The organism is Anaerobacillus sp. MEB173, from assembly GCF_052119505.1.
Classification (GTDB): domain Bacteria; phylum Bacillota; class Bacilli; order Bacillales; family JBJMAU01; genus JBJMAU01.
Genome location: NZ_JBJMAU010000009.1, coordinates 77654 through 92712, shown reverse-complemented (window position 1 = coordinate 92712; position 15059 = coordinate 77654). Strand labels below are relative to the sequence as shown.

Genomic DNA, 15059 nt, shown 5'->3' with positions numbered 1-15059 from the left:
TCCTACCTTTTATATAGATTAAAGCGCTTTTCCGAGCGCCCCTGCAGTTTCAATAGTTGAACCCGATACATAACTCGATTGTTTAGAGGCTAGAAATAAAATAACACTCGCAACTTCTTCTGCCTCCCCGACACGACCAATTGGAATGTTCCTTTTCTTTGCTAGATCAGCATAATAATCTTCTGGGTTCATGTCAGGGGCATTTTTCATCCTTCTACGTTCCCACTGGTCTGTGCGAATTAGACCTAAACTAACAGAATTCACCAAAATATTATCTGGTGCAAGTTCTTGTGATAACGTTTTACTTAAATTTAACAAACCTGCTCTAGTTGCCGCAGTTGCGACCATATGTCTTTCAGGTTCTTTTGCTAGCGTTGCATTAATATTTATAATCCTGCCACCGCCCTGCTTTACAAGATAAGGATGAACTGCCCGTATAGCATAAATGATAGCAAAGTATTTTAATTGTATTTGCTGTTCCCATTGTTCATCTGTAACATCAAAGAAGTAGCCCATTACACTTTGACCCGCAGCGTTAACTAAAATATCAATGCCTCCAAAGCTTGAAGCTGTATTCTCAATAAACGATGTTACATCAAGTTTATTTGTTACATCACAAGTAGCAGCATAAATAGAACTAGCCTCTCCATATTTCATAAGATGGTCGTAAGCTTTATCTTTCCGTTCTTCATTTCTTCCACAGATAGCGACTTTGGCTCCTTCTTGAAGGAACATTTCAGCTGTTTTAAGACCAACACCCGATGTTCCTCCCATTATTACAGCAATTTTTCCATTTAAGCCCAAATCCATAATGCATCCCCTTTCAAAATTAGGTCAAAGCCCTAATATCTACCCAACCTGGATCTTTTTTTCCGCACATAGCTGCTCTAGCCTCAGGTTTTGGCGGTCCAGCAATTCCCCATTGATCCATTAAATGGGGTACACGTTTCCAAATACGTGCGATCCATTCATTTTCATCTTCAATTGTTTCAAGATAACAGGTGTACTCCATGACAAAATTTGCCGGATCTTGGAAATAACAAAAGATGTTGTCTCCTGGTCCATGGCGCCCTGGCCCCCAAAGCTCTTTAAATCCTGCTTTTCTTACATTACTAATTCCTCTCATCACTTCATCAACACTATCCAACTCATAAGCAATATGGTTTACTGAAGCATGTTGGTCTTGATTAAAGGCAATAGAGTGATGTTTTCGGTTACATCTTAAGAAAACCATTTGATGTTCGCTCCAGTCTGTAACTTTAAATCCTAAAACATCTGTATAAAATTCAGTAATCATATCAAGATCGGTTGTGTTCATAACAACGTGATTAAGTCTTACAGGATCAACATTTTTCTTATTCCAAATTGATGTATGAACTTCTACCCAAGCAGACAATTCTATACAACGTTTTTCTGGGTCGACAAATCTTAGCCCATAGCCCTTTCCTTCTTCATCCAAATAACCAGGTCCACTAATAATTGGTACATTTTTTGAAGCTAAAATTTCAGCTGCACGATCAACGGTATTTTTATCAACCATTCCAAAAGCAATATGATGAAGACCTCTTTGTTCACCTTTATGCAAACTCATAATATGGTGTTCAGGACCTGCCCCCCTAAAATAGGCCGTTTTTTCATCCTTTGAGACTAAGTCTAAACCCCATATATTCTCATAAAAATCCGCGGTTTCCAAAATATTTGGGGTAATTAAACTAATATGACGCAAATGCGTTATCCCTAGCATATTAGCACCTCCACTTATAATTTTCGTATCAATATTGAATGATGCCTATAACAAAATCATGTAGGGACGATCCAACAGATAAATACGAGGATCGTCCTCATCAAGATTTTTTTAAACGAATTAATATTTTTTTATCAAAACTTACGAAACATTAATCAAAAACCCTATTTATAATTATTATTTTTGATTAATAATTGCTTCTCTCTCTTTTGCACGTTGTATACGAACTTCCTCTAATTCACTGCCTTCTGGATATGTTGGTAAATTAGGTTTGTTAGCGCCTAACATTACTAACATTAATGCCTCTTCATCACCATCATTTCGGATTCCACGATATACTCCAGGGGGGCTGCTGATACAATCCCTTTCATTTAATGCAATTTCATGTACTTCACTATCGCTATCCTCTTGGATAAGTGCAGTTACGTTACCTTTTAAAATAAAGAACACTTCTTCTACATCATCATGTAAATGCAATGGTCCAATACATCCTGGAGGCAACACCATTGTACTTAGTGTAAAATTTTCCGCTGTAATTACATTTGCATCGGCATTCGCAGTAGCACCACGGCCAATATATCTCATTTGTGCTCGTTTGTATCTAGGATCAATATCTTCTTGAAATTTTAAAACATTCCAGTCTAAAGACCGATTTTGCAGCCTAGCAACATATTTCTTTTCAAATTCTTTAATGTCTAATTTTTTTTCTGTCATTTAAAACACTCCTTTAAAATTTTGATAATGTTTTATATAGTAAACAATGTTTTACCCTTGAATTAATAATAAATTTAATTCACTTAATTGTCAACCAAATATTATGAAAATTTAGAATCTATGAAATCAAATAATTAAATAAACAAATAAAAATGTGGATGGCCTAATTTATAGGCCATCCACATTTTTTAGCTGTGCAGCAAGCTTTCTTAAACCGCAGCTTTTTTATCATTAGCGACTCTTTCATCTCGGACTTCTGCTGCTTCTTTTTTCAACGCAAATAAATATGCAATAAAACCAAGTCCTGCAGAAATAATTAACATGACAATTGACGGTCCAAAATCACCATTAGCGAGATCCCGCATCCAACCCATAATATAGGTTGAGAATCCGCCAAGGATATTCGTAAAACCCATAAGTCCGGCAGCTCGTCCAGCTGTTTCTGGTGTAGAGAACTTAACGATAAATAAATTACTTAATTGAAAAATTCCACCTTGAGCCCCCATTGCTAATCCCATACATATCCCTGCAAAAACTGGATGCGGAGCAAATATTGCAGTTGTTAAAAATATAGCGGTCATACAGAAAAGTATTGTTGCAATCAAGCTAGGGCGTTTTGTCTTATCTGACAAATATCCACATAGTAACACAAATCCTAATGCAAAGAGCCAGGATAAAGATGTTACACCTGACATTGCTTCCCTAGAAAAATCTTTCGCTTCAACTAGATATGTCGGAAGCCAAATACTAAGTCCAAAAAACAAAAATGATGACATTAACATTCCGAACCAAGCAATCCAATATCGATAGTCTTGAGCGAAATTTTGCTTTGGTCTTTTAGACTTATTCTCATCAACTTGGCGAATATATACTAACTCTTCATTACTTACTTTAGGGTGTTCTTCTGGTGTATCTCTAATTAAAAACAAGAACATTGGAATGACAAGGAAAAGATTAAAAGCAGCTAATATATAAAAGGCAGCTTGCCAATGGAATGTAGCAATGATTGCCGTTAACATCAGTGCACCAATTGCAGGACCAAAGTAGTTTCCAGATAACCAAGTAGACTGTGCACGACCTGTTTCACGGTAGTTAAACCAATTTGCTATAAGCTTTCCACAAATAGGAATCATCATTCCTTCACCAAAACCGAGAATAATTCGGGTGACTAGGAACATTTCATATGATGTTGATAAAGCTCCACCTATCATAGTACATGTCCAAATAAAGAGACCCATAATTGCGGTTTTTCTTGCACCAAACTTATCAATAACGAATCCCCAAAAAATATTTGAAAGCGCATACGAAACTGTGAAGATAAAAGTCATAAGCCCTATCTTTGCATTTTTGTCAGGGCCTACCAGGCCAAGGTGTTCTAAAAATTCAGGATCTGTTTGAATAATAGAAATTCCCAATTTATCGATCTGTCCAAAAAACCAAAAGAAAAAGATTGGAATTCCAATTAGAAACCACCTTTTATTTCCGTCAAACATTTTATTTCCCCCTTCAAATACTAGAAAATGTAGGTTTAGTATATATTTGAACTTAACACCATTATGGAGTTTAGTCCTCCTCTCTTAATTAGTTATAAGGGTTACATGTTACATATATAAAACATTGTTTATTATTCTTCTTAATTTTAAAATTTTTGAAATTTTATGTCAATAAAAAACTTCAATACAAACATTTTAATGTCATTAATGTTAAAAATCATTACTTTAGCGTAACTAATAAAGAATAAAATGCAAAAAAAATTTCCCATGAACTGAACTAAATGACATATCTTAACTAGTCAATATAACTCAATTATGAAAATGTCGTTATTAGATTTATCCGTTACATAAAAAATCACCCTGTTCTGTAACAGGGTGATTGCATATATTCTTCTTATTTTTTGCTGGAAATATATAATTCCTCATCAAATGTTGGTACAAAATTATAGATTTTCCAGTTACCAGATTTGTCTTTCTTTAAATTGTATACACCATCAAGTGTATCAGTATATTCAAAAGAACTGTTTTTATCTTTCATAGAAATCGTATAAGAAAGATCTGTTACTTCAATTGAAGCTACACGTGTATTTACGGATAGCGCAGTAACAACCATATTTTCGTCATTAGCTGAAATTGTTAATTCTACGCCATCTTCCTCCATCATTTGGTACATTTCGATTGAGTCGTTTGCAACTAATTGATAAAATCCAGTAGTATTTGCATCATAAAGTGCTGCTAATTCAACGTAAGACTTCACTTCTACGAAAGTATTTTCTTGTTTAATGTGATTTTCTACGAAGTTAATTAAATCTTGTTCGTTTGTCAGATCTGCTGTTTCTTTATTCATTGCACGATGTAACATAACAATAGCTTGAGCTCTTGTAGCATTATTTTTTGGCTTAAATGTAGTTGGTGAAGTCCCCTTAACTATTTCAGTTGCTGCTGCTTTATTAATCTCTTCAAAAGCCCAATGTGATTCTTTCACGTCTGTAAAAGGTGTGGCAGTTACTGCCGGGAATTCAATTGTCTCTTTAAAAGCACGAACGATAATCGCAGTAATTTGGTCACGAGTGATAGGTTCATTTGCACCAAATCTACCATCTTCAAAACCTTTAATAATATCTAAACTACTAGCGATATTGACATAACTATAATACCAATTACTTTCTTTTACATCAGAAAAAGATTTAGGTTGTCCATTGCTTTCTAAATTTAATGCAGTTACTAGGATTTTTACGAATTCTGCTCGTGTAATGTTATTTTCAGGTCTTACTGTCATGTCAACATATTCCCCGAATTCATCATCTACAACAGTTTCAATATATCCATCAATAATATCAGCATTTATAAAATCATCAATTTCATAAAAAGCCCAATAATCTTCCTCCATATCCATAGCAATATAATGATCGATCGTTTTGTTCGTTGTTGCAGTGATGTTAACAGGTAATACGAAAAGTGCTACTAATATAAACGTGACTAAAAGTTTAATAGTTTTCATTCATCTTCCTCCTTAAATTCATATTTATAAAAATAGCACAATGCTCAATCAAAATCATTAGTATATTATTGGATAATTTCTAATCAAACACTTTCCCCGAAAGATAAGACCATTTATAAAAAAAGAAACCCCACTTTTAAAAAAAGTGGGGTTTCTCCACAATCTGAATAGCTAACATCAATTAGCTCTTTATCTTACTCTGTGCTAACAAACAAATGCAGCTCCAACGATGATTAATAAGATAAACAACACAACGATTAACACAAAATCGTTTTTGTGACCGTAAGACATTGACATTCCCTCCTATAAATTATTTATGAGATTGATTTCTCAATATCAATATAATTTATGATGAAGGAATATACTTTGATTGTGCCATAGCTTTGAACTATAATTTTTTTACAATTTAGTTAATTCATCTCTATCTGCAGCTTGCGGAGGTTGTTCCATCCAGCCATATTTGATCATTAGATTTGCAGCATCTTCAGTAAACATTGCTATTTCTCCCATCAAACGTGTGTAATGAGTAGCAAGATCTCGTCTTGAACTGACAGACATAGAGATTCCATAGTTCCCTAAACCTGCAGAATTTAGTGCAGTTACATGGAATAACATTAATTTCTCAGAAAATGGCGATGTTGTTGAATTGGTTACATATGTAGCTGAAGAATCAAAGGAAGAAAGGTCTTCCTCCTTTAAAACAGAAGTAAATACATTGATATGCTTAGCGGCTATTTCTTTACCTCTAACAAATAAATTGCTTATATCCTTCGTGTTAGCAGCTTGACTGAAACCTGTTATTAAAGCTAATCCTATTGTATTTGTCATAGTATTTTTGAACAAATGTGTAATTTCCATTGCATTCAATGGTCGTCGCTCTCCAAACCATCCAGTCAAAAACCCTTGTTTTTTAACAAAGTCAACTTTTTCAGGGACCGGAATAAAAGGAGGACGAATAAAATATCCTTTTTCTAAAATTAATTCCCTTGCTTTCGTATCTGTTTCTGCAGAACCATTTAATACTTCTCGATAAAAACTGTTTATATCTGATCTAGCACTTAAAGCCATTGATAATGAATGAACTTGTAATTCCATACTGCTCATAAACCAAATGTAAAAGAGATAGAATGGGTCAGAGAAAAGACGGGGTGCTTTTGGAACTACATCCTCATCATTAAACCCTTGTGGAATAGGGAAATTTTCCTTTAAAAGAAGTTCTTCAATTTTGGGGATACGCTTGTTACAAATGTTTAATGCATGTATTAACAAAGACTCAATATCGGGATCCTCTACGTTGTCTAAGAAGTGAATTATCATACATTTTGTTAAAGTTTCTGAAAAATATGTACTCCATAATGCACCCATTTCAACGGAAGTCATGCTTTGATGTTGTTGACTGTTTTCCACGATTTTTTCACTCCAATATATTCATAATTTTAAGTGCAGATACTTTAGTATTTGCAAATACAAATAAATTATTTTTCAGAGTTTATTATGGTAAGGTTATATGTCATTTGTTACTTTTTATCATTATCTCTTGATATCGGTTAAGGAGCTTATCCAGTTCATGACTAACCACTACTGTTTCTTTATGTGTAAATCCCTTTTTTTCTGCCATTACTATCATTTCTTTTCGTTTCATTTCAATTGATTGTCTTAGCTCATCAATATAGGAAATTACAGCAGCCATGTAAGCCCTCCCAAGTTATAATTACTATTGATAATAGCATTACTCTCTGTAAAATATTATGACTATTGTCACAAATATCCATTCATATTAATATTTAATAAATTTTTACTATACTTATTACCTAACATAATAAATGATATCTAAATATATTAGACACGAACGAGGAATACATTAACATATCGTTCATAAAAATAACCTTGCGCGATGCAAGGGCATTGGTTATCTATGAACATGATTCTATTTAGCTACTATATATTAATATTCTTAGATAATTTTTTTTATTTTTGAAACGATTGATTCATTATTTTCTATTTCATCAGTTAGTAATGGTAAACTAATTGAGACGGCAGTGCCTTTATTTACTTCACTTTCTACTTGAATATTTCCACCTAAAGTCTCGATCACCCGATAGGAAACCATCATCCCAAGCCCAGTCCCTTTTACACTTTTTGTACTAAAGTATGGTTCACCTAATCGTGATACTTGTTCTTTTGTCATTCCGACACCTTTGTCTTCAATTCGTATAACCACTTGTTTTCTCTTCAACCCTTGAACTTTTAATAATCCTCCATTAGGCATAGATTCAATTGCGTTTTTTAGGATATTAATAATACATTGTTGAAATGAGGCATGTTCACCTAAAAAGAATGCTTTCTCAACTTTTGATACAATATTGACACTATTCATATTTGCAAAAGGCCGTATTACATCTAATGATTGACTTATTTCATTTTCTAAATCAAGTTTTTCTAATTTATTGATTGAAGGCTTTGCAAAAAGTAAATAGTCTTTTATGATTGCTTCCGCACTTTTTAATTCTTCCGTTGCTATATCGATATAATACTTTTGTTTTTCACATTTAAGGCTAGGTTCTTGTCTTAATAATTGTAGAAAACCAATGGCAGATGTCATTGGATTACGAATTTCATGGCCAAAGCTACTTGCTAAATGAGTGACAACTTCCATTTTTTTCGCCTTCTGAAACTCTCTTTGAAGTTGTTTATTTCTAATTAATAATTCAAAAGTTAATGAACAAATTAATGTTCCAATGATTTGGAGAGGAAGAAAAACAATGAAGCCAATTAGCTCGACAGGGGCTTTAAAAACAACACCAATTAAGATCACTGTTAATAGTCCTGAAAATGTAGATAGAGTAACCGTCCAAATAACTCGCTGTTTTGAAGAAAATGATAGAAATTTTTTATGAAGGGCTATACAAATAGTTGTTTGTGTGGTTGCTATAATCGTTGCCACAATAATTCCTAATCCGCCTATAATGGACCGGTATGCCACGGTTATCAAAAGTAAGACAATAGCAACGACAGGACCCCCGTATAATCCAGCAATCCACAACAATACTTGACGTAAATCATAATTGAAATCCTCGTTAACATTTACTGTAAATGTCATACACAGAAAAATGAGAATTGATGCAACAATTACCGAAACTAATTTAATTTTTTTTTCACTTCGGTTTTTTCGTTCAAACCAAAGTTGAAGAAAAAATAAAGAAACTAAAATGAGGAGTAAATTTATCAAAAGAATTGAAAGATCATACATAAAACCCCTCCTTAAAATAGGAATATTTCACTATTAAATGTCAAATTATATACAAAAATAGATTGAAACTGTCTAAAATGTTTATTGCATCAATTTAAGGCAACGTTTGATTATATAAATTTTATTGGAAATCTACTAATATGTAAATATATTTTTTGATAATTTAAAATCTTTCGCGCGGTCAATATTTCCTAGTAAATAAGAATAACGAAAACTTAAAATCATTTATAGAATAATAGAAAAGCATCCCTTTATACAAAAAGAGATGCTCTCATATGATTTCTATACTGTTACTTGTTTTAAGTTCTGTTTAAATCGGACAAAGAATATCGTTCCTCTATCACTAGTTTCAATATCTATAGAAGCATTATGCCTGGAGGCAACACTATAGCAAACTGCCAATCCTAACCCTGTCCCTTTTTCTTTCGTAGTAAAAAAAGGTGTACCGAGTTTATCTAGAATATGTTTGTCAATGCCGCTACCCTGATCTTGAATCTCTAAGACTACTTCACTACTTTCACTGTCAGTATATGTCTTTATCGTAAGTACGCCTTCCGAGTCCATAGCTTCTAATCCATTAAGTACTAAATTTAAAATAAGCTGACGGATTTCTTTTTCATCTAGAGAGAGTAATGGACAATTTGATAATTTTAACTCAATCGATTTATCAAAAAGTAACGCCTCAGCTTGCAAAAGAGGAAAGACTGCCTCAATAATTTTATTTACATCCTGCAACTGACGATCCGCCACTTTATTTTTTGCAAGTGTTAAAAACTCAGTAATTATTGAATTTGCCCGATTTAATTCATCGATCATTAAATTTATATATTCATCTGGTAAAGATTGTTGCTGCTGATTTTTTGATATTTGAAGAAATCCTAATACCGTTGTCATTGGATTACGAATCTCATGGGCAATTCCTGCCGCCATTTCACCAATTAGATTTAAGCGATCAAGCCTTCCCATTTCCTTTTCCCATTGCACTCGTTCTGTAATATCAGTTATCACACTGATTATACAAGCTTCACCGTGAATGTTAACGGCTTCCGTTGATAACAATCCTTCTCTATATTCACCAGCTTTGTTTAAATAGCTAATTCGCTTATTTCTAACCGACTCTTGAAGATCTGAGTTTCCGATACCATTATGACTGGATTCAAATTGTAAAAGATTCTTAGTACAATTAATCACTTCATCAGATTGATAACCGGTATAATCTAACCAGCTCTCATTCACATCAATATATCGATCATCTTTGAGGGAACGAATAGCAATAAGATTTGGACTGCATTCAAATATTTTACGAAAGCGCTCCTCTGATAGTTGCAGATCTTTATTTGTTAATACAAGTTCTTTTGTTTGTTCTTTGATACGTTTTTCCAGAGTAATATTATGCTGCTTAAGCTGGTTCTCCATAATCTTGCGCTCAGTAATATCACGAATAAAACAAACAAAAATTTGTTGATCTTCTACAGAATCTTCACCGATCTGTATATCAGCCGGAAATGTACTCTTATCCTTACGAATTGCAAGAACTTCAATTATTTTCCCTTTCATATTGGAAAGGATAGCTTCCCCTATTTGCTTATTATCTGCCGTCCTTAAAATGACTTCGTCAATATGGAGGCCAACTACATCGGCCTTATCGTAGCCGAACATATGCTCAATTGCTTCGTTAACAGAAAGAATATGTCCAGTTTCATTAATAGTTAAAATCGTATCAATAGACGTTTTTCCAACGACTCGTGCCAAGCTCTCGCTTTTCCGTAACATTGATGTCGTCCGCTTTAACTTTTCATTTGTATGTTCAAGTTCGATCGCATGTTGTTTTAACATTTCACTCTGCACCTTAATCTGTTCATGATAAAGATACATCTTAACAAAAGCTTCAACTTTAGATTTCAAAGCTTGTGGATCGAATGGTTTAAATATATAATCTACGGCGCCAACTGAGTAACCTTTATGAACATGCTCAGATGCTTGACTTATAGCCGTAATAAAGATAATCGGAATATGCTTGGAATTTTTACGGTTCTTAATTAATCTAGCTGTATCAAATCCATTTAAACCAGGCATTTGTACATCTAACAAGATTACGGCAAAGTTGTACATTAACACATATTTTAATGCTTCTTCACCTGATGTAGCAAAAATTAAATTATAATTTGAGGAATCCAGTACCGCTTCTAACGCTAACAAATTTTCTTGACGGTCATCGACGATTAGAATATTTACTTTCTCTATTTTATTCATAAGGAATCCCCTTCTTATCCTTGTTCCCTTTAGTTACTTTTCTATATATTCTCTCCACTGAATCAACCTCCTCATAAAGATCGGCAAATTTTGTATATGTGATTGATTCTTTACTTCCCAAGCCAAGAAATCCGTGTAAACTTAAACTATCAAAAAACAATTGATGTACTCTATGTTGTAATGTTTCATCAAAGTAGATCATTACATTTCTGCATAAAATAACATGAAATTCATTGAAAGAATGATCGGTTGCCAGGTTATGATGGGCAAAAATTATATTTTCTTTTAGAAACGGATGAAATTCAACCGAGTCATGTTGGGCTGTGTAGTATTCAGAAAATGCTTTTTTACCGCCTGCTTGGTGGTAATTTTTCGTATAATCCTTCATTTTCGTTAATGGAAAGCAACCTTTCTTTGCCTTTTCCAGTAAACTTTCATTCATATCCGTAGCATAAATTCTTGCTTTTTTATATAAACCTTCTTCGTGCAGTAAAATTGCCATGGAGTATACTTCCTCTCCTGAGGAACATCCGGCATGCCAAATTCGTATATAAGGATATTCTCTAAGAACAGGTATGATCTTCGTCCGAAAAGCTTTAAAAAAAGATGGATCTCGGAACATCTCAGTTACATTAATGGAAAAATCATGGAACAGCTTGTCCATCATTTTTGGATTATGAAGAACCTTCTCTTGCAATCCTGAGATTGTTTTTAACCTTTCCGTATGAATACGCTGCCAAATTCGACGTTTAACAGAAGACCTTGCATAATTTCTAAAATCAAAGCCATACTTGAGAAAAATCCCTTGTAACAATAGGTCGAGCTCGATATTCTCGAGCTCATCGTACTCTTCTTCAGCAAAATCAAGTATGTCCATCCTACGCACCACCTATCGATATAACCAGACACGAATTAAAGAAAAGAGTTGATCCAAGTTAACTGGCTTACTTATATAATCACTAGCACCAGCATCAAGACATTTTTCCCGGTCATTTTTCATTGCTTTTGCAGTCAGGGCAATGATTGGCAACATTTCGAATTCAGGAATTTCTCGAATTGCCCTCATCGTTTCATATCCATTCATTATCGGCATCATAATATCCATTAACACGATATTAATATCAGGATTATTCTGTAATACCTCAAGCGCTTCCTTCCCATTTTCAGCAAAAATAACATCCATCTTTCTCATTTCAAGTGCTGTTGTTAACGAAAAGACATTACGCATATCATCATCAACAATGAGTACCTTTTTTCCTTCTAATAATTCTTTTGCTTTTTGTTTTTTACGATCTTCAAATTCTACAATTGTTGAGTCTTGTACCTGCTTATCAACTTCCTCTTCAAAGGCAATCGCTTCCTCCTCAACAGCCGCAGCTACTTCTGCTATATACGCCTGATTTTGATCTTCCGATTCTTTGATAATATAATCCGGCAAGTATAAGGTAAATGTACTTCCTTCTCCCTCAACACTTCTTACTTTAATATATCCGCCTAACATTTGCGCTAATTCCCGACTAATAGACAATCCAAGTCCAGAGCCGCCGTATTTTCGACTTGTTGTTCCATCCGCTTGTTGGAACGCTTCAAAAATTGATTCGTACTTCTCTTTCGGTATTCCAATCCCAGTGTCACTAATTGAAATAGTTAACAACTGAGTTGTTTTTTTGTTATCCCCCTCTTCATATTTAGGCTGGACCTTCACATTTACCGACCCTTTTTCTGTAAATTTAAATGCATTTGAAAGTAAATTTTTTATAATTTGCTTTAATCTTTGGTCATCAGTAAAGATTTGCTCAGGAGTATCAGGAGAAATATCAATTGAGAAATCAATTCCCTGTGTACGAGCTACGGGATAAAATTGGCGCTCCATAAATGAGGAAACATCACTTAATAACACTTTTTCAGGATAAACCTCAAATTTCCCTGACTCAATTTTTGATAAATCTAAAATATCATTAATTAAGGCTAATAAATCCTTACCAGAAGAATAGACTGTATTTGCGTAATCAATTTGTTTTGATGTTAAGTTACCTTCATGGTTCTCAGCAAGCATTTGCGAAAGAATTAACATACTGTTTAAAGGTGTACGTAATTCATGCGACATATTTGCCAGAAATTCAGATTTATATTTTGATGTTAATTCAACTTGCCTATTTTTATCTTCGAGATCCTCTTTTATCTTGCCGAGTTCTCTCGTTTTCTCTTCTGAATTTTTATATTGTTCTTCTAATTGTTCATTAATCATTGTTAATTCTTCTTGCTGCTGTTGTAATTCTTCAGATTGTGACTGCAATTCTTCTGTCAGTGCTTGCGATTCTTGCAGAAGCTGTTCAATTTTCATTTGTCGAATAATGCTATCAAGACTAATGCCAACCGTATTCATTACATGTTGTAAAAATTCCTGCTTTCGGTTGTCGAAAGGCTGGAACGATGCAATTTCGCAAACTGCAATCACTTCGTCTTCAAAATCAATTGGAAGAACTAATAAATGTGGTGGAGTTGCACTGCCTAAAGCTGAAGTAACCTTCAAATATCCCTCAGGTAGAGATGTTAAGTGTAACACTTTATTTTCTTCAGCACATTGTCCTACAAGTCCTTGTCCAAAACGGAAAGAGCCTTCTCCAACATCCTCATTGCTATCAGCATAAGCGGCTAGTTTTGTTAAACGATCGTCTCTTTCAGCTTTAATATAAAAAGCTCCATAACTTCCACCAACGATAGGTGTAATATAGGAAATAAAAATATTTGAAAATTCATCTAATGTTTGAATCCCTTGATATGTTGTTGTAATTTCAGCAAGCTTGGACTTAATCCAATTTTCTTCTTGCATCTGATGTTTTAAGATATTTTCCTGTATTGTTCGATCTTCTAATGTCTGTGCCATATTATTATAGGCCACTGCTATGTCACCAATTTCATCTTTGGTTATCGTTTTAACACGCGGTAATTTATCGCTAGTATCTTCGGTAACACTTGAAATCACCGATCGAACATTTTCAATCCTGCTGGATATACTACGGACTACCCAAATAATAATGCCTAAACCTATTAAAATAGCAATTGCAGTTAATGTGATTAATAGTTTTATAGCAAAATCGTAAATCTCGATAGAACGTTCTAGTGCCTGATTCATTCCAATCTCTTCTTTTTCAGTTAAATACTCAAAGGTTTCAACTAATTGTTCTCTAACATCTAAATATTCATCGATAAGAAGAGTTGCTCCTTCATCCCTTCTGCCTTCTTTTGCTAATTCAATTACTTGAAAAACAGCACGTTCATAAGAAGTATTTAAAACATCAAGCCGTGCTATAAGCTCACTGTCCTCGGAATAACGATATAAATCTTGTATATTATCCATAATTTCTGTAACCTTGATTCGCGACTGATTGATATACTCACTATATTTTTGAACCCTCGGATCGTTAGGGTTTATTAATAGGATATCTCTCGCATAACGGGCAGTATTATTCGTTTCATGTTGAAAAATGTTCGCATGTTTTAGTTTCTCGTAATGTTCTTTTACTATTTCGTCAGTATAAGTTTTTTGCTCATTAACAATATAGAGTACACTGCCAAACAAAATAATAATTAATAATAAAATTGCTCCGAATCCTAAGTACAGTTTTGTTTTAAACTTCATTTTATTTACCTTCCTTACGAGAAAAAATTTAAATTTTCTGCATAATTTTCACTTATGCAAATTATATTACATTTTTTTTAGCAAATCTATGAAAACCTCCAGATTCAAATCATTATTTTCTGTGATTCACTTTTAAACTATAATAAAAACGACATAAAGAAAACTCAGAATATGTTTCTGGTTAAGTTTATCGCTACAAAATAGCACCTAGTAATTATTCCTAAAAAGTAAAAAAAATCAAATAATTTTTCGACAATTTTAGAGCGGCAAAACTTTTGCATCCCCCAATAATGAATGAAAATGGAGTTCCCTATAAAACCATAAATAATTTATTCATCTCCATATTGTCAATTCCCCAGTAAGGTGATAATATTAATATTATTAATAAAGTTTCATCTCTATTGAGCAGTGTACAATATCTTTTGGTATTTACACTGTATTTTTTTGTTCACATAAAGTAG

The 15059-nt window shown here is 33.5% G+C and carries 11 protein-coding genes and 1 pseudogene; all 12 read right to left on the bottom strand.

Going from position 1 to position 15059, the window contains the following annotated elements:
• Positions 1–18: 18 nt before the first annotated feature.
• A complete protein-coding gene (locus ACJ2A9_RS16780; RefSeq protein WP_441422833.1) occupies positions 19–810 on the bottom strand; it encodes an SDR family oxidoreductase in 792 nt (263 codons plus the stop codon).
• A gap of 19 nt (positions 811–829) precedes the next feature.
• Positions 830–1744 carry a VOC family protein gene (locus tag ACJ2A9_RS16775; RefSeq protein ID WP_441422832.1) on the bottom strand — a complete coding sequence of 305 codons (915 nt, stop codon included), beginning with the start codon at positions 1742–1744 and terminating at the stop codon, positions 830–832.
• Positions 1745–1921: 177 nt separating this feature from the next.
• The gene (locus ACJ2A9_RS16770; RefSeq protein WP_441422831.1) at positions 1922–2458 is read right to left on the bottom strand and encodes a cupin domain-containing protein; all 537 of its coding nucleotides are present in this window, start codon (positions 2456–2458) and stop codon (positions 1922–1924) included.
• 209 nt (positions 2459–2667) lie between these two features.
• On the bottom strand, positions 2668–3951 hold the full coding sequence (locus ACJ2A9_RS16765) for an MFS transporter (RefSeq protein WP_441422830.1): 1284 nt from the start codon (positions 3949–3951) through the stop codon (positions 2668–2670).
• Between the two features lie 394 nt (positions 3952–4345).
• A complete protein-coding gene (locus ACJ2A9_RS16760) occupies positions 4346–5452 on the bottom strand; it encodes an S-layer homology domain-containing protein (protein WP_441422829.1) in 1107 nt (368 codons plus the stop codon).
• Between the two features lie 204 nt (positions 5453–5656).
• Positions 5657–5725: pseudogene (locus tag ACJ2A9_RS16755) on the bottom strand (YjcZ family sporulation protein); the annotation flags it as partial.
• A gap of 126 nt (positions 5726–5851) precedes the next feature.
• Positions 5852–6859, bottom strand: coding sequence for a DUF3231 family protein (locus ACJ2A9_RS16750; RefSeq protein ID WP_441422828.1), 1008 nt, complete (start codon positions 6857–6859; stop codon positions 5852–5854).
• A 103-nt stretch (positions 6860–6962) separates the two neighbouring features.
• Entirely contained in the window at positions 6963–7142 is a 180-nt protein-coding gene (locus ACJ2A9_RS16745) for an aspartyl-phosphate phosphatase Spo0E family protein (protein WP_441422827.1), read from the bottom strand.
• Between the two features lie 264 nt (positions 7143–7406).
• On the bottom strand, positions 7407–8702 hold the full coding sequence (locus ACJ2A9_RS16740) for an ATP-binding protein (protein ID WP_441422826.1): 1296 nt from the start codon (positions 8700–8702) through the stop codon (positions 7407–7409).
• Positions 8703–8984: 282 nt separating this feature from the next.
• A complete protein-coding gene (locus tag ACJ2A9_RS16735; RefSeq protein ID WP_441422825.1) occupies positions 8985–10955 on the bottom strand; it encodes a PAS domain S-box protein in 1971 nt (656 codons plus the stop codon).
• Positions 10948–11832, bottom strand: coding sequence for a CheR family methyltransferase (locus ACJ2A9_RS16730; protein ID WP_441422824.1), 885 nt, complete (start codon positions 11830–11832; stop codon positions 10948–10950). Before ACJ2A9_RS16730 ends, ACJ2A9_RS16735 begins: the two co-directional genes overlap by 8 nt.
• Before the next feature lie 12 nt (positions 11833–11844).
• Complete coding sequence (locus ACJ2A9_RS16725) at positions 11845–14598, bottom strand: ATP-binding protein (RefSeq protein ID WP_441422823.1); 2754 nt, start codon at positions 14596–14598, stop codon at positions 11845–11847.
• Positions 14599–15059: the final 461 nt, after the last annotated feature.